20 protein-coding genes are annotated in these 21,843 nt (G+C 36.6%); 13 read left to right on the top strand and 7 right to left on the bottom strand.

The window, feature by feature from the left end; genetic code table 11:
* The first annotated feature begins 111 nt into the window (after nucleotides 1-111).
* Both OSJ91_RS04650 and OSJ91_RS04655 read left to right on the top strand, forming a co-directional pair.
* Complete coding sequence (locus OSJ91_RS04650; protein WP_485891096.1) at nucleotides 112-783, top strand: hypothetical protein; 672 nt, start codon at nucleotides 112-114, stop codon at nucleotides 781-783.
* 571 nt (nucleotides 784-1,354) lie between these two features.
* A complete protein-coding gene (locus OSJ91_RS04655; RefSeq protein ID WP_485891097.1) occupies nucleotides 1,355-1,588 on the top strand; it encodes a hypothetical protein in 234 nt (77 codons plus the stop codon).
* Between the two features lie 861 nt (nucleotides 1,589-2,449).
* Here the strand turns inward: OSJ91_RS04655 and OSJ91_RS04660 are convergent.
* Together OSJ91_RS04660 and proC are read right to left on the bottom strand one after the other, a co-directional pair.
* Entirely contained in the window at nucleotides 2,450-3,508 is a 1,059-nt protein-coding gene (locus OSJ91_RS04660; protein ID WP_485891098.1) for a YkvI family membrane protein, read from the bottom strand.
* A gap of 123 nt (nucleotides 3,509-3,631) precedes the next feature.
* On the bottom strand, nucleotides 3,632-4,531 hold the full coding sequence (gene proC / locus OSJ91_RS04665) for a pyrroline-5-carboxylate reductase (RefSeq protein ID WP_485891099.1): 900 nt from the start codon (nucleotides 4,529-4,531) through the stop codon (nucleotides 3,632-3,634).
* A 1,433-nt stretch (nucleotides 4,532-5,964) separates the two neighbouring features.
* Here proC and OSJ91_RS04670 point away from each other — a divergent pair.
* The 3 genes from OSJ91_RS04670 to OSJ91_RS04680 all read left to right on the top strand — a co-directional run bounded on the left by OSJ91_RS04670 (nucleotide 5,965) and on the right by OSJ91_RS04680 (nucleotide 10,683).
* Nucleotides 5,965-7,320, top strand: a complete 1,356-nt coding sequence (locus OSJ91_RS04670) for a TrkH family potassium uptake protein (protein ID WP_350301410.1) — start codon at nucleotides 5,965-5,967, stop codon at nucleotides 7,318-7,320.
* A gap of 632 nt (nucleotides 7,321-7,952) precedes the next feature.
* Nucleotides 7,953-8,423 carry a DUF6530 family protein gene (locus tag OSJ91_RS04675; RefSeq protein ID WP_485891100.1) on the top strand — a complete coding sequence of 157 codons (471 nt, stop codon included), beginning with the start codon at nucleotides 7,953-7,955 and terminating at the stop codon, nucleotides 8,421-8,423.
* 13 nt (nucleotides 8,424-8,436) lie between these two features.
* Nucleotides 8,437-10,683, top strand: coding sequence for an AAA family ATPase (locus OSJ91_RS04680; RefSeq protein ID WP_485891101.1), 2,247 nt, complete (start codon nucleotides 8,437-8,439; stop codon nucleotides 10,681-10,683).
* A 214-nt stretch (nucleotides 10,684-10,897) separates the two neighbouring features.
* Here the strand turns inward: OSJ91_RS04680 and OSJ91_RS04685 are convergent, their stop codons facing one another.
* The 4 genes from OSJ91_RS04685 to OSJ91_RS04700 form a co-directional block, all read right to left on the bottom strand.
* Nucleotides 10,898-11,179, bottom strand: coding sequence for a hypothetical protein (locus OSJ91_RS04685; protein ID WP_485891102.1), 282 nt, complete (start codon nucleotides 11,177-11,179; stop codon nucleotides 10,898-10,900).
* A gap of 10 nt (nucleotides 11,180-11,189) precedes the next feature.
* Nucleotides 11,190-11,579, bottom strand: coding sequence for an SHOCT-like domain-containing protein (locus OSJ91_RS04690; RefSeq protein ID WP_063236560.1), 390 nt, complete (start codon nucleotides 11,577-11,579; stop codon nucleotides 11,190-11,192).
* A gap of 13 nt (nucleotides 11,580-11,592) precedes the next feature.
* Nucleotides 11,593-11,958 (bottom strand): DUF2089 domain-containing protein, encoded by a 366-nt coding sequence (locus OSJ91_RS04695; protein ID WP_350301414.1) that lies wholly within the window; start codon nucleotides 11,956-11,958, stop codon nucleotides 11,593-11,595.
* Between the two features lie 780 nt (nucleotides 11,959-12,738).
* Nucleotides 12,739-14,667 (bottom strand): immunoglobulin-like domain-containing protein, encoded by a 1,929-nt coding sequence (locus OSJ91_RS04700; RefSeq protein WP_485891103.1) that lies wholly within the window; start codon nucleotides 14,665-14,667, stop codon nucleotides 12,739-12,741.
* A 614-nt stretch (nucleotides 14,668-15,281) separates the two neighbouring features.
* On the opposite strand from OSJ91_RS04700, the gene OSJ91_RS04705 reads away from it, so the two are divergent.
* From OSJ91_RS04705 to OSJ91_RS04725, 5 genes are all read left to right on the top strand, one after another.
* Nucleotides 15,282-15,821, top strand: a complete 540-nt coding sequence (locus OSJ91_RS04705; protein WP_485891850.1) for a Type 1 glutamine amidotransferase-like domain-containing protein — start codon at nucleotides 15,282-15,284, stop codon at nucleotides 15,819-15,821.
* 96 nt (nucleotides 15,822-15,917) lie between these two features.
* Nucleotides 15,918-16,229 (top strand): hypothetical protein, encoded by a 312-nt coding sequence (locus tag OSJ91_RS04710; protein WP_350301417.1) that lies wholly within the window; start codon nucleotides 15,918-15,920, stop codon nucleotides 16,227-16,229.
* A gap of 20 nt (nucleotides 16,230-16,249) precedes the next feature.
* Nucleotides 16,250-16,747: an SRPBCC family protein gene (locus OSJ91_RS04715; protein WP_485891104.1), complete on the top strand. Its 498-nt coding sequence runs from the start codon at nucleotides 16,250-16,252 to the stop codon at nucleotides 16,745-16,747.
* A 1,049-nt stretch (nucleotides 16,748-17,796) separates the two neighbouring features.
* Nucleotides 17,797-18,696, top strand: coding sequence for a DMT family transporter (locus OSJ91_RS04720; protein WP_485891105.1), 900 nt, complete (start codon nucleotides 17,797-17,799; stop codon nucleotides 18,694-18,696).
* A gap of 26 nt (nucleotides 18,697-18,722) precedes the next feature.
* Nucleotides 18,723-19,142: a VOC family protein gene (locus OSJ91_RS04725; RefSeq protein WP_485891106.1), complete on the top strand. Its 420-nt coding sequence runs from the start codon at nucleotides 18,723-18,725 to the stop codon at nucleotides 19,140-19,142.
* A gap of 51 nt (nucleotides 19,143-19,193) precedes the next feature.
* Here OSJ91_RS04725 and OSJ91_RS04730 read toward each other — a convergent pair whose 3' ends face one another.
* Nucleotides 19,194-20,060: an SDR family oxidoreductase gene (locus OSJ91_RS04730; protein ID WP_350301422.1), complete on the bottom strand. Its 867-nt coding sequence runs from the start codon at nucleotides 20,058-20,060 to the stop codon at nucleotides 19,194-19,196.
* 175 nt (nucleotides 20,061-20,235) lie between these two features.
* Here OSJ91_RS04730 and OSJ91_RS04735 point away from each other — a divergent pair, with 175 nt between their 5' ends.
* The 3 genes from OSJ91_RS04735 (at nucleotide 20,236) to OSJ91_RS04745 (ending at nucleotide 21,787) form a co-directional block, all read left to right on the top strand.
* Nucleotides 20,236-20,670 (top strand): GNAT family N-acetyltransferase, encoded by a 435-nt coding sequence (locus tag OSJ91_RS04735; protein WP_485891107.1) that lies wholly within the window; start codon nucleotides 20,236-20,238, stop codon nucleotides 20,668-20,670.
* 596 nt (nucleotides 20,671-21,266) lie between these two features.
* Nucleotides 21,267-21,530 carry a hypothetical protein gene (locus OSJ91_RS04740; RefSeq protein WP_350301424.1) on the top strand — a complete coding sequence of 88 codons (264 nt, stop codon included), beginning with the start codon at nucleotides 21,267-21,269 and terminating at the stop codon, nucleotides 21,528-21,530.
* A 62-nt stretch (nucleotides 21,531-21,592) separates the two neighbouring features.
* The gene (locus OSJ91_RS04745; protein WP_350301425.1) at nucleotides 21,593-21,787 is read left to right on the top strand and encodes a hypothetical protein; all 195 of its coding nucleotides are present in this window, start codon (nucleotides 21,593-21,595) and stop codon (nucleotides 21,785-21,787) included.
* The last annotated feature ends 56 nt before the right edge of the window (nucleotides 21,788-21,843 follow it).

The following is a 21,843-nucleotide window of genomic DNA, read 5'->3' on the forward strand; positions in this document are numbered from 1 at the left end:
GCAGGATAGTTCAAGAAGCTGATAATACTAATAAGCCAGCGAAAGCAACCGGTTTCACGTGGTAATATAATAAAAATAAACTATTCGAACCTTTTAAGAGAGGCGATTAAAATGAAGGTAGAAATAAGCTACTTCCCTCCCGAAAAAATAATAACTGTGCCGGTGGAAGAAGCCACTTATCCTTTTGAGATTAACGGTGAGTTCCAATATATCGTAGAGTTTTCTTGTTATACTGATAGTGATTATACATATACCCATGAAGAATTCTTTTGTAATTGGATGGATAGCCCAGATTATTACCCTATTTATTCACTTGCGGAAATCTATGATTTTCAACAAACAGAGTACGAAGAGCTGTTTAAGATGCAAAATATAGAGTTTAATTATATGAAGGGGAGTCGTAAAGACACGTTCTTTGTAAAGGCAATTATACGCAGCCCGCAGCAATTTAAAGAATATTATCCTTATTTGTACGGGAATGGAAGTATGTTGAACTTATCATTATGGTCCCTAAAACAGGATGTATTCAGACTAGAGGAAAGGGAATATGAGTCACCTTATCCTGTAAAAAAGACTAAAAAAAACCGAACCAGACTAGTTAAATTAAAGTGGATAGCCAATACCCCGATAGCAACTTTAACTGAAAGTTCCACTATGTTTTGGGTAGGGTATGATGGTGACTATATTACCGCGTTCTCAAATGATGAACATTTTTCAACAATAGACTCTCTTCAAAAAATAATACCAGAAAAGGTCGAGCTGGTAACTGATGATTATGAGTAGGAGTAGTGTTCTCCCATTCAATAACCTTGTTGAACTAAAAGGTGCTTTACTTCAATAAGAGGGTTGCTTTGGCAGCTCTTTGTCATATGGAACTATCGGGGCAGGTTTGTTGAAGAAGGATTGAAACTTTATTAATTTAGGAATCGTATAAAAGAGAGTAATACGGGTAGGAAACGATAACGATAAGGGATGATAAATAATGGAAACTTGTAGCAAATGCGGCAACGAACTTACTAGAGCCTATATTTCTGGAATTCAAGGAGAATTTCAGATAAACAAAGAACCAAGAGGTTTTTTCACGGATAGTCCGATTTACAGCAAAGTATCTCCTTATGTTTGTTCTAAATGTGGGTATTTAGAGTTCTATGTAGAACAACCTGACAAATTCAAATAATGAAAGGGATTTCTACTTCTTGTAAAAGACTCAAGGTTGCTGAGGCAGCCTTTTTCTTATGGCACTAACGGGGCAGGTTAGTTTAATTAACTGACATTATAATAGGGATGAAATAGAATATAAAACGAAACTTTCTTTATGTATATTCCGTAAGTATTGTAAAAAGGAGGAAGAAAGATGAAAAGAAATGTTGGGATTTTTATCGTTGTACTCATTTCAATAGGAATGGCTGATTTAATACAGGGAATTATTTTAACATCAATATATACACCAGATTCTTATTCAACAAATGGTCAAGAAATGGAAACCTTCCTACAATACATTATTTCAGCTATAACCGTAACCTTAGCTCTTTGGAGTGTTCACAAGGTAAAGCTTTTATTAAAAGCCTCTAAATCACCAAGGTTTTAATAATAGAGAACATATTGAAAAGACAGAACTTAATGAACTAACGGGTGCGTTAGCTGAAGATCGGAGCTGTCTTTAAGGTAGCTTTTTCTTATGGCCCTAACGGGGCAGGTTAGTTCCATAAGGAAATGGATTATTTTACACTAATGAATAATTACTCTTTATTGTTATTATTTTCTTAAAGGTTCAAATTATTTTATTTTGATATCGTTAATTCACCATTAAGGAATGTGATTTACTGTGAGAGCAATAAATAAAATTAACTTAGTTACAAAGTTATTAATTTTTTTAATTTTTGTCTCTTTTAATACATATATTTGTTTTTATGCAAAAGACAAAACAGAAGGTATAGTTACTGCGTGTATAGGTATCTTTCTAGTGATTTTGGTTGCAACTATGGGATTTCTTCTAGATAGAAGCAACCATATGTATGAAAGATAAAGAGGATGAAAAAGATGAAAAAGGAAAGGCAAAAAAGAAGGTTTTTCAAAGGGATAATGATTGAAATTCGTGATTCAATCTTATATGAATTCGTTTTTAACCTCTTAACTCTTATTCCAAGAATGATAGTTCGTTTAGTAAAAAGTTTATTTTAACTAATTGTGTCGGAAGTAATTCACTAACGGGTACGTTAGCTGAAGATCAGAGCTGTCTTTAAGGCAGCCTTTTTCTTATGGCACTAACGGGGCAGGATAGTTCCATAAGAAAAATTGGAAATATATGTGGTGATATAGAAAGAAATCTATTAAGTACATAAACCAAACGGTATACATATAAAAGCTGTTTTTATAATGAAGAGACTGAAGAGACTCAATTAGGGTAAGCAGTAAATATCATTTACCAGAGAGCTTATAGTTATTCCATTTAATTTTCTTTCGTTAATCGACTCATTCGGAATGAAGCAATGATGAGAACGATAATAAGAACAATTCCCATATAGCCAAAGATTGGATAGAGAGAGGAAACAAGTTTAGTAAAGCCAAAGAAACTTGCTATAAACCCTATTAACAGTGATGAAATAACGATTACTTTAAATTTTGTGGTCTGCGGATCGGAAAAGCGTGTTCCTAATGAGTAGAACATGCTGACTGCCGTATTGAAAATCATAGCGAAAAGAACGAGAGAGTAGAGAATACCTAAGAGAGGTGAAAAACTGTTGGCGATTCCCAACATTGGCATATCTAAATCCGCTACAGTATTAATATTTGAGAAAATAGTAAGGTGACTAATTATAACAAGTAGACCTAAAGCAATCCCTCCTGTAAGTCCTCCAATGGATGATATCCTTTCATCAGGTTCATTTCCACCCATAACAAGTGTCATTGAAGCCCCCATTGCAATGGTTATTGAAATATAGTTTATTGCAGATATAAGCCAATGTCCCGCAGCTGAATTTTGTTCCAGCGCATGTGGTTCAAGTGACGTAAAAGATGAATTCATTGTAAACATACTATAAATAAAAAGAAAAAGTACGACAAGAATCAGAAATGGTGTGACGGATGCAATTACCTTAATCACACGGTCAACTTTCAGCATAACTGTTATCATAACAAGAACGGTCATAAGAATTGTGCCGATAACGGAAGGTAATCCGAATTGCTGATCAAAGATCGAGCCTGACCCCGCAATCATGACAATTCCTACACCAAATAAGATGGCGTTCAGAACATAATCAATGATCCAGCCGAGAAAGCGACCACTAATCTTATAAATTACTTCCTGATGCGAATCTGTTTGTGTACGACTGCCAAGCTTCATCAGAATCATTCCAAGGTATGCAAAGATAGCGACTGAAATGATAGCTCCAATTGTTCCCAAGTGCCCGAAGCTTACAAAATACAGCATGGTTTCTTGTCCTGAGGCGAACCCGGCTCCGATAAGAATTCCGATAAAAGCGCTAGCAATCTTAAGGATTCTCTTCATGTTGTCCTCCGTTTTTCTTACGTTTATATTTTTTTCTTAACTAGTTGATAGGATTATTATTTGATAGCATCTTTTGATACATAATTTGCTAAGGAGGCTCCATGGTGGTATTTCTTGAAAGTATTAATTTAGACACCGTCCTCTCATGGTACTGAAGTTCCCCAGTACTCTCGGGGGAATAGTCGATTTCCTGTACGCTACTTCCATCTCTTCATTCAGCTCTTTCGAACGTTTCGCTGCATGATGAATCGCCTGTGAAATGGCTCTGCCGCCATTATTTTTCCGTAAAGCATCAAGTCCGGATGCTGTCGTTCCATTTGGTGAAGTCACTTTCTCTCTGAGACTTGCCGGTGCCTCGTCGTTCACCATAATCATCTTGGCTGCGCCTAAAATCGTTTGGGCGACAATCTCACGGACCATCGCTTCATCCATACCCTTTTTAACGCCAGCGTGTTCCATATGCTCCATTAAATAATAGAAGTAAGCAGGTCCGCTCCCTGCAATTCCTGTAAAAATATCCATTTGCTCTTCTTCAATTAAGAACACTTTTCCCATACAGCCAAACAGTTCTTTCACTGCTATCACATTGTCTATCGCTGTATGTTTTCCCGGACATAATGCAGTTGCCGACTCCCGGATCATGCTTGACGTATTCGGCATCAACCGCACAACCTGCTGTCCAAGCTGTAGATGATTTTCCATGAATTCAGTGGAAATGCCCGCTAATACAGAAATCACAACTTGATCCACTCTTATTTTATCTTTGAGTGCATCGAGAGCATCTGCTGCTCCCTGGGGCTTCATTGCCAAAATAAAGAAATCAACGTCTTCATATGGCAATGCATCCTGATGGACCGCATGAACTCCATACACGTGATTCATTTCCTCGAGTCGTAATTGATTGCTGCGATTTGTCACATAAATTCTCTCTGCTGGTATGCTCCCAATCTGCACAATTCCTGAAATCATCGACTCTGCCATCGAACCGGCTCCTAAAAATGCAACAGTTTTATCTCTCAACATTATGCCCCCTAAAAGTTCATTGTTCGTAATTCTGTTCGTATTTTTCAACCTTTTTATCGTAACATGCTGAGATTTAGATTCAAGGGAAGAGAGGACATTCACAAGGAAAAGGCCGAGATAGTGAAGGGAAGCGTTATCATTTGGTGCTAACATGCCAGTCAGGTCATTTAATCAGGGATAATCGGCTGTAATCGGGGTATTTGCGATATTTTAGGAAGAAAAACGAAATTAAACAATTCATGTCGTTACAGGTTTTGTCCGCATTTTTTGTCTGTAAAATGCCCTTTTAATAATCGCTCTCCCATTTTATCTAAGACTTGACCTTAATTTATTGAGGGGAGAAGCACAATTTTTGTCTTTTTATGAATAGTTACCTGACAATCTTTTAGCAGGCTTCTTTAAGGGGTTTAGCAAGAATATTAAAAATGGCATCCTTTCCGAAGCAATGTATTATGAGATAGGTTTTATAAAGACCCTGCAAACAAGTGAGGAAGGGCAACCGACGACTACTTTATTGGCCCAACTAACTTATAGCCCTTTATATATCATCACTGTAATAGTGGCTCTTGGAGTGCTTATTTTCTTAAGAAGTGAAAAAGGTTGCTTAATGTTTTTGATTAGAATTTGGGCTGTGGGTCATATAATTATTTACTTACTAGCTATTTACTTTAATTTAACAACCCTAATTAATGCACAGTTTGTGTCAACTCTGCATAAGTCTTAATGAACTAACGGGTGCGTTAGCACCATAGAAAGGCTGTCAATTGGCGGCCTTTTGAAAGTAAATCAAAGTCATTGTTTTTATTAAATCCTTGAAAATGTATTCTATTATAATGATAATGGGTTGGATGGCATGTGTGGCTGTCATAGTATCTGGCGTAGGCGGGGCCGATACTAGGAAGAGGGCTTAGGAAATGTCCTTTTTTATTTGTTAAAACTAGTTTTTTATGCGGTCAGAAGTCAAAATATTAATGCCCATCGGTGAATAATAACATACATAAACAATAAAAACGAAAGACATTAAACCCCTTGTGGCCTAAGGGGTTTTTAGCATGCTGCTTAATTACATCTTCCATAATTAGATAAATAAATATGAATTACAAGCTCTAGTGGTTAATCTAGGGGTTTTATTGGTCATCTAGCAAACCCACATCAAGGTTGTACAAAATCCTGTTAAACGATAAAACATGACTAAGAACCAAACCCTTGATACACATGGGTTTGGCTTTTGTTGCTACTTCCTAAAATTTACTTTATGTAAAATAGATTTGTATAACGTATTCATTCGATCCTTTGAGGTCTTCTTCAATGGGAGAGTTTATTTTCTTAATTTAATGGACAAATTATTATAAGTTGAAATTGTGCAATGGTACGTTACGTTAATTCAGAATTAGGTGTAAGTTTGTCAAAAAACATATAGAAGTTGGAGAGAAATGAATAGTAAAATAGAGAACTTTACAAAACGACTATCTGCTGCTCAAATAATTGTTTTTTATTACCTGGTGGCTGTAGTGGTTTCAACCATTTTATTGCTGCTTCCTATTACTCAAACGCAGAATGCAGAGCTCTCATTTATTGATGGAGTATTCATTTCTATTAGTGCGGTAACTGTAACGGGATTATCCACGGCAGATGTAAGCCAGCTGCTTAGTGTTCCCGGTACGTTTATTTTTGCCATCATCCTCCAGTTTGGTGGAATTGGGGTCATGGCTTTCGGAACCATACTATGGCTTGTATCAGGAAGGAAAATAGGACTCAGGGCAAGAATACTCATGACGACAGAACAAAACAGCCCCACGTTTTCCGGGATTGTTCGGTTCATACGAATGATCTTCTTTTTCTTTGTCATGATTGAGCTATTAGGGGCTATTGTCTTCGGTACATATTTTTTGAAGTATTTCCCAACATGGCAAGAGGCTTATTTGCAGGGTTTCTTCGCCTCTGTGTCTGCTACGACAAATGCCGGTTTTGATATCACAGGAAAATCACTGATTCCGTTTGCAGACGATTATTTTGTCCTGACCCTTAATATAGTACTCTTTATTATCGGATCCCTTGGGTTTCCTGTTTTAATGGAGGTAAGCCAGTGGATCAGGCATAAGGGAAAGATGCCATTCCGGTTTTCCTTGTTCACAAAAATTACAACCGCAACTTTTTTCATACTGATCGTAATTGGAGCCATTCTCATTTATCTGTTTGAGTACAGTCATTTCTATGTGGAAAAGACTTGGCATCAATCCTTTGTCCATTCTTTGTTTTATTCGACATCTTCAAGGACTGGCGGAATGGCGATCAGCGATGTCAATCAATTTTCAGTACCTACCATTTTGTTACTGAGTATTTTTATGTTCATTGGGGCATCCCCCAGCAGTGCTGGGGGTGGGATAAGAACCACCACGTTTGCTGTGATGCTGCTTACCATTTACAACTATGCGAAAGGGAACAGAACAATAAAAATATTCAAAAGGGAGATCGATGAGGAAGATATCATCAAGTCATTCATCGTTTTCACAACAGGTATGATCCTGTGCAGTGTGGCAGTTGTCATTCTTGAATGCATTGAATCTGCCTTTTCCCTAACGGAAATTTTATTCGAAGTCTCCTCTGCTTTTGGCACTGTAGGCCTTTCGCTTGGCATTACACCGGAATTGAGTACTGCCGGGAAGGTCGTAATCATGACTTTAATGTTTATAGGGAAAATAGGGATGTTTACCTTCTTATTCAGCATGGGAGGCAAACCAGTTAAACATCCGTATCATTATCCCAAAGAGCGCATCATTATAGGATGAAAACGTAATACTGCAAAGGTAATCCATTAATAAATGATAAAAAAAGGTAATCAACATGCAAAAGTGCAATACAATTTGTATTGAATATTCTTTTCATCTTCAACTATCCCCCACTTATATTATATAAGCAGCAAAAAGGATCTTTCAGTTTTGAAGGTCCTTTTTTTATACCGATAACATTTTATTATGTTAACCATCCCCTTACAAATAAGGTTTTAGTTACATTGATCGCAACCTTTTAGCCCGTGCTAAAAACCTCTGTTTTTCTCATAAGGATAAATAATTTTTTTTCAAATTTTTCATCGTACAAGAGACATATATAAATCAGACTCTCGAATATATCCCGTTTAAATTCTTCTAATAATGCGTTCCAAAAAAATCTGAAATCTACATTATTCAAACATAATCATTTTTATTATACATAATAATAAACATAATTAACTTTTGTTTGCAATATAACAAACACAATAATATAATGTTTGTTAATTGGCAGGAGTCGAGTGTGGTATTTAAAATATGAATTTCACCTGTCCTATATACATTTTGTTGATTATGGATTTCTAAGCAGAAATTCTGACGGAACATCGTATTGGGTGAAGGACTAAAACGAAAAAATAAAAAGGAGCAATGATATGAATAGAGATGGATATAGGTATAACTCAATTATCACTGTTGAAAATTACGACAAAGTAGATGGTAAGGCTGCCTATGGTAAAGGAATCGATTCGTTAAGCGCAGGAATGCTACAGGGAAAATCTCCTAGAACAGGAGATATCGTTGGAAAAATTGTAATGACTAATGATTCTGCTCAAGAAATTGAGTTATCTGCCACTAGAATTTTAGATTTAGCCATCCTTATTTTATCGGCCAACTTATATTTTAGAGATGCATATAAATTTGAAAAACTGTATGATCCTGAAAATCCAATCGTTACTGCTTTAGGTTTGCAGGGAAATAAGATGCAAATAGAAATTGACACAAAAAACGAAAATTTAGATAAAGATATTCAATATTTTTATGATATGTTGCAATCGGATGGCGAAATTTTGGGAGAAAGATTTAGAGTCATCAACGATATTATGAAAGATATGGGATATCGGTAAGGAGAGTTATAAAATGATAAGAGGATATGTCGTTTCAGATGGCAGGAAATTTACAGAAGAAGAAATACAAATGATTTGGAAAAAGCCTCCTAGTCATCAAGAAAGTGTGGAGGAAGTACGTGTTGCCGATACACTCAATAGGAATTGGCAAAATGGAGAACTGCGAGTCATCAATGTTCTGCTAGAGGGGGATGCTGGCTCAGGTAAAACACAACTTGCCAAAGCTCTCTCTCATGATCTTCAATTGCCATATACGAAAATTACCTGTTTTGCCGACATGGATAAATCAGATGTTTTCGGCTCACTTTTGCCTGTAATGGAAGAAGCACAAGTGGAAGATAAAAAAATAATTAAGTTTTTTGAACATAATAGCACGACGCAGCAGCTTTTAGAAAATTTGTCTTCCTATCTACAATTAAATATGACAGAAACGAAAGAATACTTGGCAAAACTTGAAAAGAAAATCAAAGACACCGGTAAGAATGTAACCTATAAGTATTATCCATCAGAAATCGTTCGTGCACTACAAGAAGGCTACTTGCTAGAGATACAGGAACCTACTGTCATTAGAGATGCATCGGTTTTAGTTGCATTGAATTCCGCTCTTGAAATTGATGGTATTTTAAATACTCCAACTGGAATGATCAAACGGCACCATGATGCTGTAGTGGTTATTACAACCAATAGAAATTATCAGGGGAATAGACCTCTTAATGAATCATTACGTGATCGAGTTCAACACACGGAACGAATGAATCTTCCTTCTAAGGAAGTGATGGTCAAACGGGGTTTCAGCAAAGTTGGTTTTGCAGATGAAGAGCTATTAGCAATGATGGCTGAAATCATTATTTTATTAGATGCTATCTCAAAAGCTAATGGAATCAAAGGTGTAGCAGGAATGAGAAGTTATTTCTATTGGGTGAATGCAGTGCATCAAGGAGAAAATATCTTTGATTCTATTTATCAAAAAGTTATCTATAAAATCACTACTGATGAAACGGAGATTGGAATACTAGAAAAAGAATTAGAAAGCAGTCAATTATTGGAGCGTATTCAATCTTATTTACTGAATCAAAAGAATCCAATGAACAAACCGCAAGCTCCTCTAGGGTCACCAATGGTAGATAAATATGAGGAACAACGAGACGGTGAGGATGAACTTCAAAAAGATACATCTTCCTTTGATTTTCCAAAAGATGAGGAGGAAATCCAAAATAGTGATTCCGCTTTGCCTCAACAAGAAAAAGGGAATCCATTAGAAATTTTTTCTGAAAAGAGATCAAAGGACATTGAAATCGATAGTAATAAAGGAAAAGAGCATGAGGAATCTCAAACAGGCATTTCTCAGCAACAAGTAAAACAGATGCCGGAAATACTAGAGAAGCATGAAGCAGAAAAGAAAAAAGAGTTGAATAAAGAAGCTCGAACGCTTATGAAAAACACGATTCATCAAAAAGAAGGGATCATTATCCACCGTCCTCATGCAACGAATGAAAGTATGAGTGAAGCAGAAAGTATTAAAAAGGAAATAACACCTCTTGTGGATAGTATGGCAAGAAAAATTCTTGCTGTATTAGAAAAAGAAGAGTCAGAAACATACACTCAAGGGAAGTTATACGGTACGCGATTTAATGCTTCTAAAGTTGTGATGGGAGATTATCGTTACTTTGATAAAAAAAATCCGCCAACTGAAAATCCCTCTCTAGCTGTAGCAATACGTATAGATGAATCTGGTTCCATGGTTCGGGCTCAACGAATGGAGAGTGCCAAAAAAGCAATAATCGCTTTAACAGAGTTTTGTAGAATGTTAAATGTTCCTTTGATGATTTATGGAGACACTGCAGATATTAGTCAAAGGGAAATGACTTCACTTTACTCGTACAAAGAGTTTGATGATGGGTACGAAGGTGTTATAGGAAAAATTGCGACAATGAAGCCTCGCCAAAATAATCGTGACGGTGTTAATATGCGAATATTAGCCGAAAAATTATCGAAACAAGTTGCTTCTACCAAGCTATTGATAAATATTAGTGATGGACAACCAAAAGCCATGCCTAATTATTCTGGAGATGCAGCGAGGGTGGATATCCAATCAGTTATTAGTGAATATGAAAGAAAAGACGTGCTATTCCTATCTGTGGCTATTGGAGAAGATAAAGAAAAGATTGCAGAATTACACGGAAGAGAGAGATTTCTCGATATGACAGACCTTAAATCGTTTCCTCAAAAATTAGTGGAAACAATCAGTCGCTTTTTATAGGAGAGATTTAAAAATGGATGAAAAACGCAAAAAGGCACTGGTACGGTATCAATAAAGATTTTTCCGTTTTTTTTAACCCCGTCCTAATTTAGAACGGGGTATGCTTGTTTGAGCTTTTAAAATTAAATAACTTTATTGTCTTTTTACAATTTCCTCGGTATTGTAAGCGAGACATTAGGCATTTTCTTCAAAATTCCAGTCCGTGGTCGTTAAATTATAGTCTAACCTTAACCTCAGTGCCGTCCTTAGCTTTGACATCTACTAGCACGATTCCCTTATAATTTTTCAGTTCCTTGACGATAGGCTTTAGCATATTTTTGTCTATTAACGGAAAGGTAAAGTCCAGTTTTTTTCTTTCGAAGTGCTCTTTTGTCCATTTGTTTACATTTTGCTGAAGAAATTTTGAAGACAAAATGGAAATAACAATATTTAAAATGGCATATGGAACTGGGATGGTAAACCGAACGCCTTTCGCTTTCACTTTTACATACATCATAAACAAATCACTAATCAATGATGACCGAAACGGTATCCCCGTTTGCCGATTTAATATCAACAATTTGGCCATCTAATTCGTTTTCGATTGCTTCAATAATAAGGCTTATGTCTATATCTTTAACGTATTTTTCCGATTGAGGAATACTCGCTGCGATGCTGTGTCCAGCCACTAATACTGCCTTGACCAGTTTTATAGGCAAATTGACCGTGACGTTATCATTTTCGGCGGATACAACACGAACTTTTAATGTTTTATCTAAATATTTAGTTGGTTTTTCAAGAAGCTTATTACCTGTCTCTTCTTTCTCTTTTAATATTTGAATCAATTCTGATCCCTTATCTGCATCAATCTTCCCTTCTTGAACCATTGTTAACACTCTTGTAATTTCCTCTTTCATGATAAATTCCTCCCTATTCCTCTTTTAAGAGCTTAATGGCTTCTTCTGGTGTTATTTCGCCATTTTCCAACATGGTGACAACTTTTTTCTCGTCCACTTCATTTTTCTTCTTCTGCACATATCCAAGGGATGAAATGATGTCAGTTAGCTTGCCTCGAACCGTTGGATACGAAATCCCCAGTTCCTTTTCAACTTCTTTGATATTCCCTCTGCATGTTAAAAATACTTCCACAAAATGAAGCTGATCCTTTGATAAGGATGCCAGCTTAGATATTTCAAACTCATTTTCAATCGTAGTGTGACAATGAGAGCACTGCAACTTTGTAATTTTCAATGTTTTACTGCAGACAGGACAATTTGTGATTAATTTATAAGCCATAATGAAATCCCTTCCTTTTATTAATTCGATTATAAAACAATAATTTAAAAATATAAATAATAAAATTTAAATTTTTAATAAAAATAATCAATAATATTAATTTGTCGTTTAATATTATTGATTATCCGTTTTTATTATTCATTCAAGTATTATATTACCATTAGGGTTGAAATTGTAGACATTCTTCTTGTGTAAAATACCCAGTTACATAATGAGCACGATTACTTAGTCTTAGAGATGCTGATTAATAATCCATGGATATTTGATATTAATATTCCAACTATGATGATTCAGCAGTCGTTGGCATTGATGTATGATTTAATGATTTAGAACTTGAAAATTATTAAGCTTACGGGTTGATTAATCTCCGATTATGCAGTTATTTGAGGACTTAGTCTTTATTAATGTGTGGAATTCCTTTTTCAGCTAAACTCCTCTGATGTCCACCAAAACAAGGGTGATTAGGAGTTTGAGATTTTCAAGTATTGTACTATGATAAATTTAAATTAATTGAGTTGGGAAGGTATGGTACAGTGACCTTACTCTTACAGAATTATCTAAGGAGTGGTGCGGCAGCCTTTTTTGTGGAGCTAAAGGGGCAGGTCAGCTCAACAAAGGAAGTAATGAATAGCTTATCAAATAAAGCCTCAGACCTTCTTACCAAGCTAATTTTAAAATTGCGGATAGTAAGACAGGGTTCTTTGATTTAAAGAATAGTGTATTAGAAACGGACCAATATAAAAAAGGGAGTCTAATAGCTTAGAATCCCTTTCGTTATGTTTATTTAACAGTTATTTTCCTCTTCACTACTGTTTTGTTTTTTGATTTATCAGTAACAGTGTAAGTTAATGTATAAGTACCTTTTTTCTTTGTATTAACAGAACCTGTTACGTTAATCTTATTTGTTAAATTGCCATCCAGATTGTCTTTTGCTGTTACACCTTTTTTGGAACTGAATGATGAATGTAATTCAATCGTTTTACTCTTAGCTCCTGAAATCACTGGTTTGGTGCTGTCAATCGTGATCTTTCTTGTAATCGTTGTTACGTTCTTTGAATTATCAGTAACGGTGTACTTCAATGTATAAGTACCCTTTTTCTTTGTATTAACGGTTCCGCTTACTTTAATTTTACTAGTCAAACTGCCGTCAACATTATCCTTCGCAGTCACACTTGTTTTAGCATTAAAAGTTGAGTTGATAGGAATGGATTTCTTTGTTGCACCTGAAATCACAGGTGCCGTTTTATCTTTGACCGTTTTCGAAGGAAGGGAGAGTGACTTCCCGTTTTCCTTTAATACCACTTGAACGATGGAATTTGCTTTTTGTTTACCGATATTTAATTTAAACATCGAGTCATTATTAAGCGTGAATTTCCCAATACTTTTCTTCGAGTTTGTTTTTATTTCTCCAGTTGTAGTCAATCCGTTAGAACTCAAACTTTTCTTCATCGAATTATTTGGAATGGGATTCGATTCCAAGAGATAGACTTCGGCCTCGTTCCCAAATGAACTTTGTCCAGTAATATAAGCATTGTTGTCTGAGAGTTCTTCAATATAGACTTCCTCTACAGAAGTATAACTATAATCATATTGATCCGTATTTGGCATTCTTGTTTCCACTTTTATTATTGTGTCAGGATCTAGTCCATTAACAGGTACGGCAAATCTTCCATTTTCATTAGTCGTACTTTCACCTAACTTGGTATTTTGTTCATCCAAAACGGTAATTAGACTATTTGCGGTTGCAGTTCCAGTTACTTCTTTTGAAATCTGTGAAACTGGGTCAATTTCTGGTTTCGGCGACGTTGTTAATCTTAAAGTTTCAACACTAATCACATTTTCAAATTCTTCTTCATATAAAGTTAATGGTTTCAAATCTTTTAATGTTGTATTTTCATCGAAAGATTGTTTAATTACTCCCGTTGCTCCAGTTGGAAGAACATCCTTGTTTTTATTAAATAGACCACTATATTTTAGATTCGGCGGAAGATAAACGCTGATTGAATCTGACCATGTCGTAATTTTTGAAGTGGAAATAGGATAGTCAACCATAAACCAATCATATATGTCATAGGATGTCGCCAATAATTCATAGGTTTTTATTACCTTTCCTTTTGAAACCCTTATCTTTACAAAATCTCCTAAATGTATTTCGGGACATTCAAGGGAACTATAACTCCCTCCTGCTAAAACACTTTTTACGATCTTGTCATCGACTATAACCTCAATTTTTGAACCTTGACTCGCTTTATAGTAAATTCCAGTCATAGGTCTTTTGGTCGGTGTTTGTCCAATTTCGCCTTGATCATCAATCATCATTTTACTGCCAAAAGAAATTGAAAAGTAAGCTTCAAGCGATGCTTTTAATACAAATACTTCATCAGAATCGATTAAATTTCCATTGGGATCATACGTATTAATCGTAAAAGTGGTATTTGCTTGATGCTTTCCTACATATATTTTAAAAATTCCATCTTTATTCGATACTGCACTGAAAACTCCGTATCTCTCATCGTAGTAGTTTTTGCCCACATATTTCACTCGTGTGTTTGGTGTTGTCGTACCAGAAACTACTTCGTCAGCAGAGTAAAAATGATTTACCTTTGTCACATCATCTTGAGCAGAAACTTTCCATATAGAAAAATTGAATGTGCTAAGAAATAGAAGTACTGACAAGAATAAAATAATAAAATTCCTTGTTTTTTTCATAAATCCCCCAAAATATTTATTTTTTCATTACCTTTTTTAGTATAGTTTATTTTTTTATAAAGTTGGGTTTTTTTCTCAAAATAACCATAGTTTTATATTCTTTTATATCATTTTTTGCTTAAACATCCTGCCCCTTTAGCTGCTTAAGAAAAAGAAAACCGCAGCACTCCTTATTACTGAGGTAAAGAAATTTAGTCATTATGTTATGAATAACAGTTATTAGTGAAAGGATCTTGGCAATCAATAGGGGGGATGTGTTGGTTGCTTTAATCCTAGTATTCAAACTATCGTAAACATAGGTGTTACTAAACTTATATCATCACTAAAATAGTTGATGATGTTATATAACTAACGGATGTGCTTTAGCTGATTATCGGGGCTGTCTTTATGGCAGCTTTTTCTATGCAACTGTCGGTGCATATTAGCTGAAGAGTGGTGACATAGAGGTATTGTCCTATTTACATAGAATATTTTAAGAGAATAGCATGTGAATAAATGGGGGGACATATATGGAAATTTGTTTAATTGGTGGCGGAAATCACACGAATAATGAATTAGGTGAAGTGTTCCTGGAACTTTCAAAAATGATTAAACCTTAAGCTAAGATTTTAATAATCCCTTTTGCAACCGACAATTCCAGATATGAAAGTTGGATGGCAAGTATTACACAAGCCTTTTCAATCATGGAGAATGTAAGTATTGAATTATTAAATGAAGACCTTTCAGACAAAGAAATGAAAAAGTCTATAATAGAACATGATATTCTCTATTTTATAGGTGGAAAGCCAGAAAGGTTAATCCATGTAATTGAAGAAAAAGGACTTACCCCAATTATCAAAAACTTTCAAGGTTTTATCATTGGATATAGTGCGGGTTCTTTAGCTTTCTGTAATGATTGCATAATAACAAAAGATAAAGACTATCCAGAAACGGTAGTGATCAAGGGGTTAGGTTTAGTTGGGTTTAGCGTTGAGGTCCATTACGAGGATAATATAGATGGAGAATTATTTCCCCTATCAAATGAACGAAAGATATATGCAATACCAAATGGAAGTGCAGTTTTCTCCAAGAACGGGGAACTATATAAAGGTATAAATGATATCTATTCGTTTCAAAATATGGAAAAGGAAATAGTGAATTCCAAAGTATTATAGAACTGGCAGGCGCTTTATCCCAATAAGCCGCGGCAGCATTTTTTATATGCAAGAGCAAGGTCGCAGGAAGCTAAGGATAGAGAAAAGGAGACTGCAATGAAAGTAAATTTAATGATCTTCATTACATCAATAAAAGAACAAGAAAAGAATAGGTTAATGATGAAAACATTTGAATCTGATATTCGTCCTGTTACAGGGGATATAATCGATGATCCTGGGTTCGATCCACGATTTCATAATGGATATGAAGTTGTAAAGGTTACCATAAATTATGCTTCGAATGAATGTTTTGTATCCCTGCACCCGCTTGCGATCGAAATCGAGGAAATCAGGATGGAAACTTATTTGGAGAAACTGGAAGCACACGGTTGGCGTGCTGTCTCAAAAGAAGAATTGAAAAGTATGTAAAAATGATAAGGAGTATGTAAATGGAAAAATACTCAACAACCACTTTAAAGATGATTAGAAATTTTGATGTAATGCCTGAAAGTGTATTTGATGCATGGTTGAACCCTGGGATGATGAGAAAATGGTTTTTTACATTTGAGGGGACAAATAAAGTGGCACAAAATGATCCTCAAGTGGGAGGTGCTTGGGAGATTATTGATCATCGCAATGGAAAAGATTATCGGGCGATAGGGGAGTACCTTGAAATGGACCGTCCCAATAAATTAGTGTTCACTTTTAAAATGCCTCAATTCAGTGAAGCGGCAGATACAATTACAGTTGAGCTGAAAGAACTTCAAAAGGGCTGTGAAATGACATTTTCACAAAACATCACCGTTCCTCATGAAGAAAATTGGACAGAATCCGATATCGAAAAAGCTCTCGGAGAGTATCACGATGGATCTGAACATGGCTGGAATTTAATGTTTATGGGATTGAAGGAATTGGTTGAAACTGGACAAGTTAGCTATAAAGGCTAATAGTCATTAGCCGCAGTTTGTAGACAAAAGGGAATTCGGAATGGCATCCCGAACCCTGAAGACTTGGAGATCGAAGAAATTTGCGACACTCCTGCCGAAAAACTGGCTAGCCGAGACCCACAGGCGCTTGTACCGAGGAGGCTTGGCAGACAGTCGGCGGAAAGGGAGCGGGTTTCTGAAAGCAGCTGGAATGTTTTCTTGAAAAAACTGTAGGCTGATCTCACACCGAATTATGTTTAAGACGAAGTTTTTTCCTGTAATCCTTATTGGATTGAAGAAATTTGCGACACTCCTGCCGAATAACTGGCTAGCCGAGACCCCACAGGCGTTTGCGCCGAGGAGGCTTGGCAGACAGTCGGCGGAAAGGGAGCGGGTTTCTGAAAGCAGCTGGAATGTTTTCTTGAAAAAACTGTAGGCTGATCTCACACCGAATTATGTTTAAGACGAAGTTTTTTCCTGTAATCCTTATTGGATTGAAGAAATTTGCGACACTCCTGCCGAATAACTGGCTAGCCGAGACCCCACAGGCGTTTGCGCCGAGGAGGCTTGGCAGACAGTCGGCGGAAAGGGAGCGGGTTTCTGAAAGCAGCTGGAATGTTTTCTTGAAAAAACTGTAGGCTGATCTCACACCGAATTATGTTTAAGACGAAGTTTTTTCCTGTAATCCTTATTGGATTGAAGAAATTTGCGACACTCCTGCCGAATAACTGGCTAGCCGAGACCCCACAGGCGTTTGCGCCGAGGAGGCTTGGCAGACAGTCGGCGGAAAGGGAGCGGATTTCTGAAAGCAGCAGGAATGTTTTCGAAACTCAATTACCGAGTTTGTGCTAATAGTCGTTTGCCAATGAAAAGCTCTTCAAATTAACTGGAGGGCTTTTCGGAATGTATTTTTATATATTGACAATTCCTTTTGAATTGGTAATATTTACTTTATTATTACATATGTGATTTTTAATAGAGGGCGGTTTAATTATGGATGGGAAAATCAGTTACGACGAGTTTAATAAACTGATAGAAAGTGGGCAATATCGCAAATTGGTCATTTTATTATGACTAACTTTATGTACATATTTTGTTTATTAGTATGGGGACTTAATTTTATTGCCGTTAAGATTCAAGGAACACCTGTGAGTTTAGAATTATCTTTAACATATCGTTTAGGTTTGACGGCAATCCTATTTTTCATTTTATTATGCATTCTTAGACCTAAAGGAAAACCCAAGAAAAAGGATGTTCCATTTATTATTGTGTTTGGGATTTTTAATTTTGCATTAAGCTATTTATGCCTTTATTACGCCACTATCTTAAGTTCAGCGGCAATGGTTACTTTAATATTTTCATTGAAAGTCATTTTAACACCCATTGCCCTTCGTGTTTTTTTGAAGGAACCATTACATCCACGTATCTTAATTGGTGGGATAATTGGTGTGCTGGCTGTTTGTATTGTTATTTATCCGAGTTTAGGTGATATTCATGGATTCAATGATATAAAGGGTATCATGATGGCTGTTCTTGGTACCATCCTTACTGCATTGGGCGATGCAAGCTCAGCTAGAAATGCCAGGAAGAAAGTAAACCCAATCTATGCTAATGTACTTGGATTTACTGCAGGAGCAATTCTTTTAGCGGCAATTGTGTTCATTCAAGGACAAGCCGTCACTTTACCGACATCCATTACATATTTATCTGCTTTGTTCTATTTAACTATATTCGCTTCCTTTGGAGCTTGGCTATTCTACCTCAAGCTTGTAGAAAAAATAGGTGGGGCGAAAAGTGGATACATGGTTGCCCTTTTTCCGGCAATTGGAGGTATAGCTTCAGTGATGATTGGCGAATCAGATCCATCCATTTTCTTGGGAGTTGGCTGCCTTTTCAGTTGTTTAGGTGCCGCTATTGCATTAGGTTTTGGCATGAATATTGGCAAAAGTAATTTGAAAGAAGAAATTTAATTCGATTTACAGAGAGGGATGGGACGATGGAAAGTAAATGGCCAAATGATATGAATGTAGCGCAAATGCGGGTTGCACGTCCTACTGATCAACTAAAAAAGGTTGTAAAATTCTATTGTGAAGGATTAGGTTTGAAAAAAATCGGTTCTTTCGAAGGGCACGAGGGATATGACGGTATCATGATCGGGCTTCCTGATTCCAGCTATCATCTGGAGTTTACCCAACATAAGGATGGCAGTCCTTGTCCTGCCCCATCAAAAGATAATCTGCTTGTCTTTTATATTCCTGAACGTAAAACCATTGAGGAAATAACGAATAGGTTGAAAGGTATGGGCTATGAACCGGTTTCTCCGGAAAATCCATATTGGGAAAAATCAGGTGTCACTATTGAAGACCCGGATGGTTGGAGAATTGTATTGATGAATTCGCCTGGCATAGGAAATTAAATTTCAAAATGAAACGACCGAAAAGCATCATGCTTTTCGGTCGTTTCGGGTTTATGAGGACATCGTGATCCCGCCATTGATGTGAATGCACTGTCCTGTTATATAAGCACCTTCATCAGATGCTAGCAGCACGTAGGCACCTGCATGATCTGCCGGCTGCCCAGGGCGGCCAAGCGGTGCTTCGGTACCAAATTCGGCAACGGATTGTTCGTCGAACGTCGCCGGGATGAGCGGAGTCCAAATCGGTCCTGGTGCAACCATATTGACCCGGATCCCTTTTTTAGCTACATTCTGTGCAAGGCTGCGTGTGAATCCGACGATTGCTCCTTTTGTCGCTGTATAATCCATCAAAGTTGCATGACCTCTGTAAGGATTGATCGATGTTGTGTTGATGACCGAGTTGCCTTGTTTCATATGAGGAACCGCGTGCTTGCTCATGTAAAATACTGAATAAATATTGGTGCGGAACGTTTTGTCCCATTGCTCGTCCGTGATATCCTCAATGTTTTCCGTCGGGAATTGCACCGCAGCATTATTGACGAGGATGTCCAGCTTTCCGAACTCGTCCAACGTCTTCGTAATCAATTCCTTACAATTCGCCTCCACGGAAACGTCACTTGGAAGTAGGAGGCAGCGAACGCCTTCCGCTTCAATCAGCTGCTTTGTTTCTTCGGCATCACCGTGCTCATCTAAATAATTCACAACCACATGGGCGCCTTCCTTTGCATAAGCAATGGCAACCGCACGTCCGATGCCGCTATCTCCGCCTGTAATCAAGGCCACGCGGTCCTTAAGCTTACCGCTTCCTATGTAATCCTTTGGCTGAATCGGAAGTGGATTCATCTCAGATTCAATGCCAGGCTGTCTGTCCTGTGTTTGTCCGGGCTGTCCATTTTTTTGCTGTTCATAAATATTCAAAGAAAATCCTCCTCTTAAACTATTGATCTAGTCATACTTTAGCCGTTAAAAAGTACGGCTAAACATCATCATTCCCACCGATTCCAGCTGTAAACGATTACAAAAATATAGTGAAGAAGGACTTACGGTGTTCAAAGTTGAATTACATTTAAATAAAACTTTCAGGGGTGTTAATGTGAATTCGATAGAAACAATACAAGAATTGACCACTAAAGAACAATGGTTAGAAGCCTTTCTAATCATGAATCAGTTGCGTACTGACCTTACTCAAAAAACATATCTGGAGTTACTTGAAGAAATGAGGAAAGACGGGTACTGTCTGTATGCTTTATATAAGGATAACCAGGTTGTATCCTTGGCTGGTTTAAGCTGGAGAGTTAACTTTTATAATAAACGTCATGTATTCATTTATGACCTTGTAACAGATTCTGCACACCGCTCATTTGGATATGGAGAGAAGTTATTAAGTTATATTCATAACTGGGCAAAAGAAAACGGAGCTGCATATGTTGCATTGGAATCTGGAATCCAGCGAAACGAAGCCCACCGTTTCTATGAAGAGAAATTAGATTATGATAAATGGTGCTACTCATTTAGAAAAACGCTGTGAAAAAGCTGAGCATTCAGCTTTTTTTTGTGCCATTGATGGTGTGAATGTAAGACACATTGTCCACTATGTGTATCGGATTATAAACATTTCTAGTAAGCAGAGATCAATATAAAATAAACTCACGAGTAAAAGCGTGAAATTCACGAGTAAATTGCCAAAACTCACGAGTAAATCGGCTGAATTCACGAGTAAATTGCCAAAACTTACGAGTAAATCGCTAAAACTCACGAGTAAATGGCTAAAACTCACGAGTAAACGCCGATTCGACAAATAAAAGCGTGAAAAATTCACGAGTATATGCCCCAATTCACGCATAATAGCCCCAAACTCACTGGAAATGCTCAAAAACATGGTTTGTTTCAATACAATTGGCTGTGTAAGGGTGTAAAGGATATTGAAGAAGGCAATAATTTTCCTTTTATAAGCAGTTATTGGTTCTGGTGGATTTTATTCATCGTAATCAGTTTATTCATCATGTTTACGACTGTAAATCCATTCTTTCGCTGAAAAACCCAAATTTTTGTAATGATTTATTTAGCCTTGGACATACTTAATTAAGATATCAAAAAGTAACATTTAATTAAGGAGGAAACCCAATGGCTAACGAAAATATACAAATGAAAATGGAACATATTTGGCAGGATACATGTGGAACATGGGAAAATTGTACGGAAACCACAATTCAGTCATTCTTGGCAAAATCCGAAGAAAGCAATATAGATCCGCAATATTGCATGAGCTGGGTGGAACAGCATAAAGCCCAAATACCTGAGTGGGATGCCGTTTCAAAAGTGTCGCTAGACTGGGTTAATCAACATACATCAACGGGGTCACCCATTTCAATCAAGGAAGATTATTAAAAGTTATACTTTTGCTGCTTATGAATGGTTCGAACTCCACTATGTTGAAGAGGTGAAGATAGTTGTCAAATAATGAGGAACAAAACGGTAAATCAAATCGTCGGGATCCAGATTACAGAGTTAATGCTTGGGATGAAATGAATGGTGAAGATAAATTTGTACAATCAGCCATCCAAGAGGAATTCAATAATCCAGTAATCGAAGAAACGATCTTGAAGTTCAATAAAATAGCGAATGAAGAAGAAAAGGAAACTTGATTTTGGACGCGCCCTATAGGGCGTTTTTTTTTTTGAAAAGGTAGAAGGAGCCGCTA

The sequence above is a fragment of the Bacillus sp. T-10(2022) genome (genome assembly GCF_056502895.1).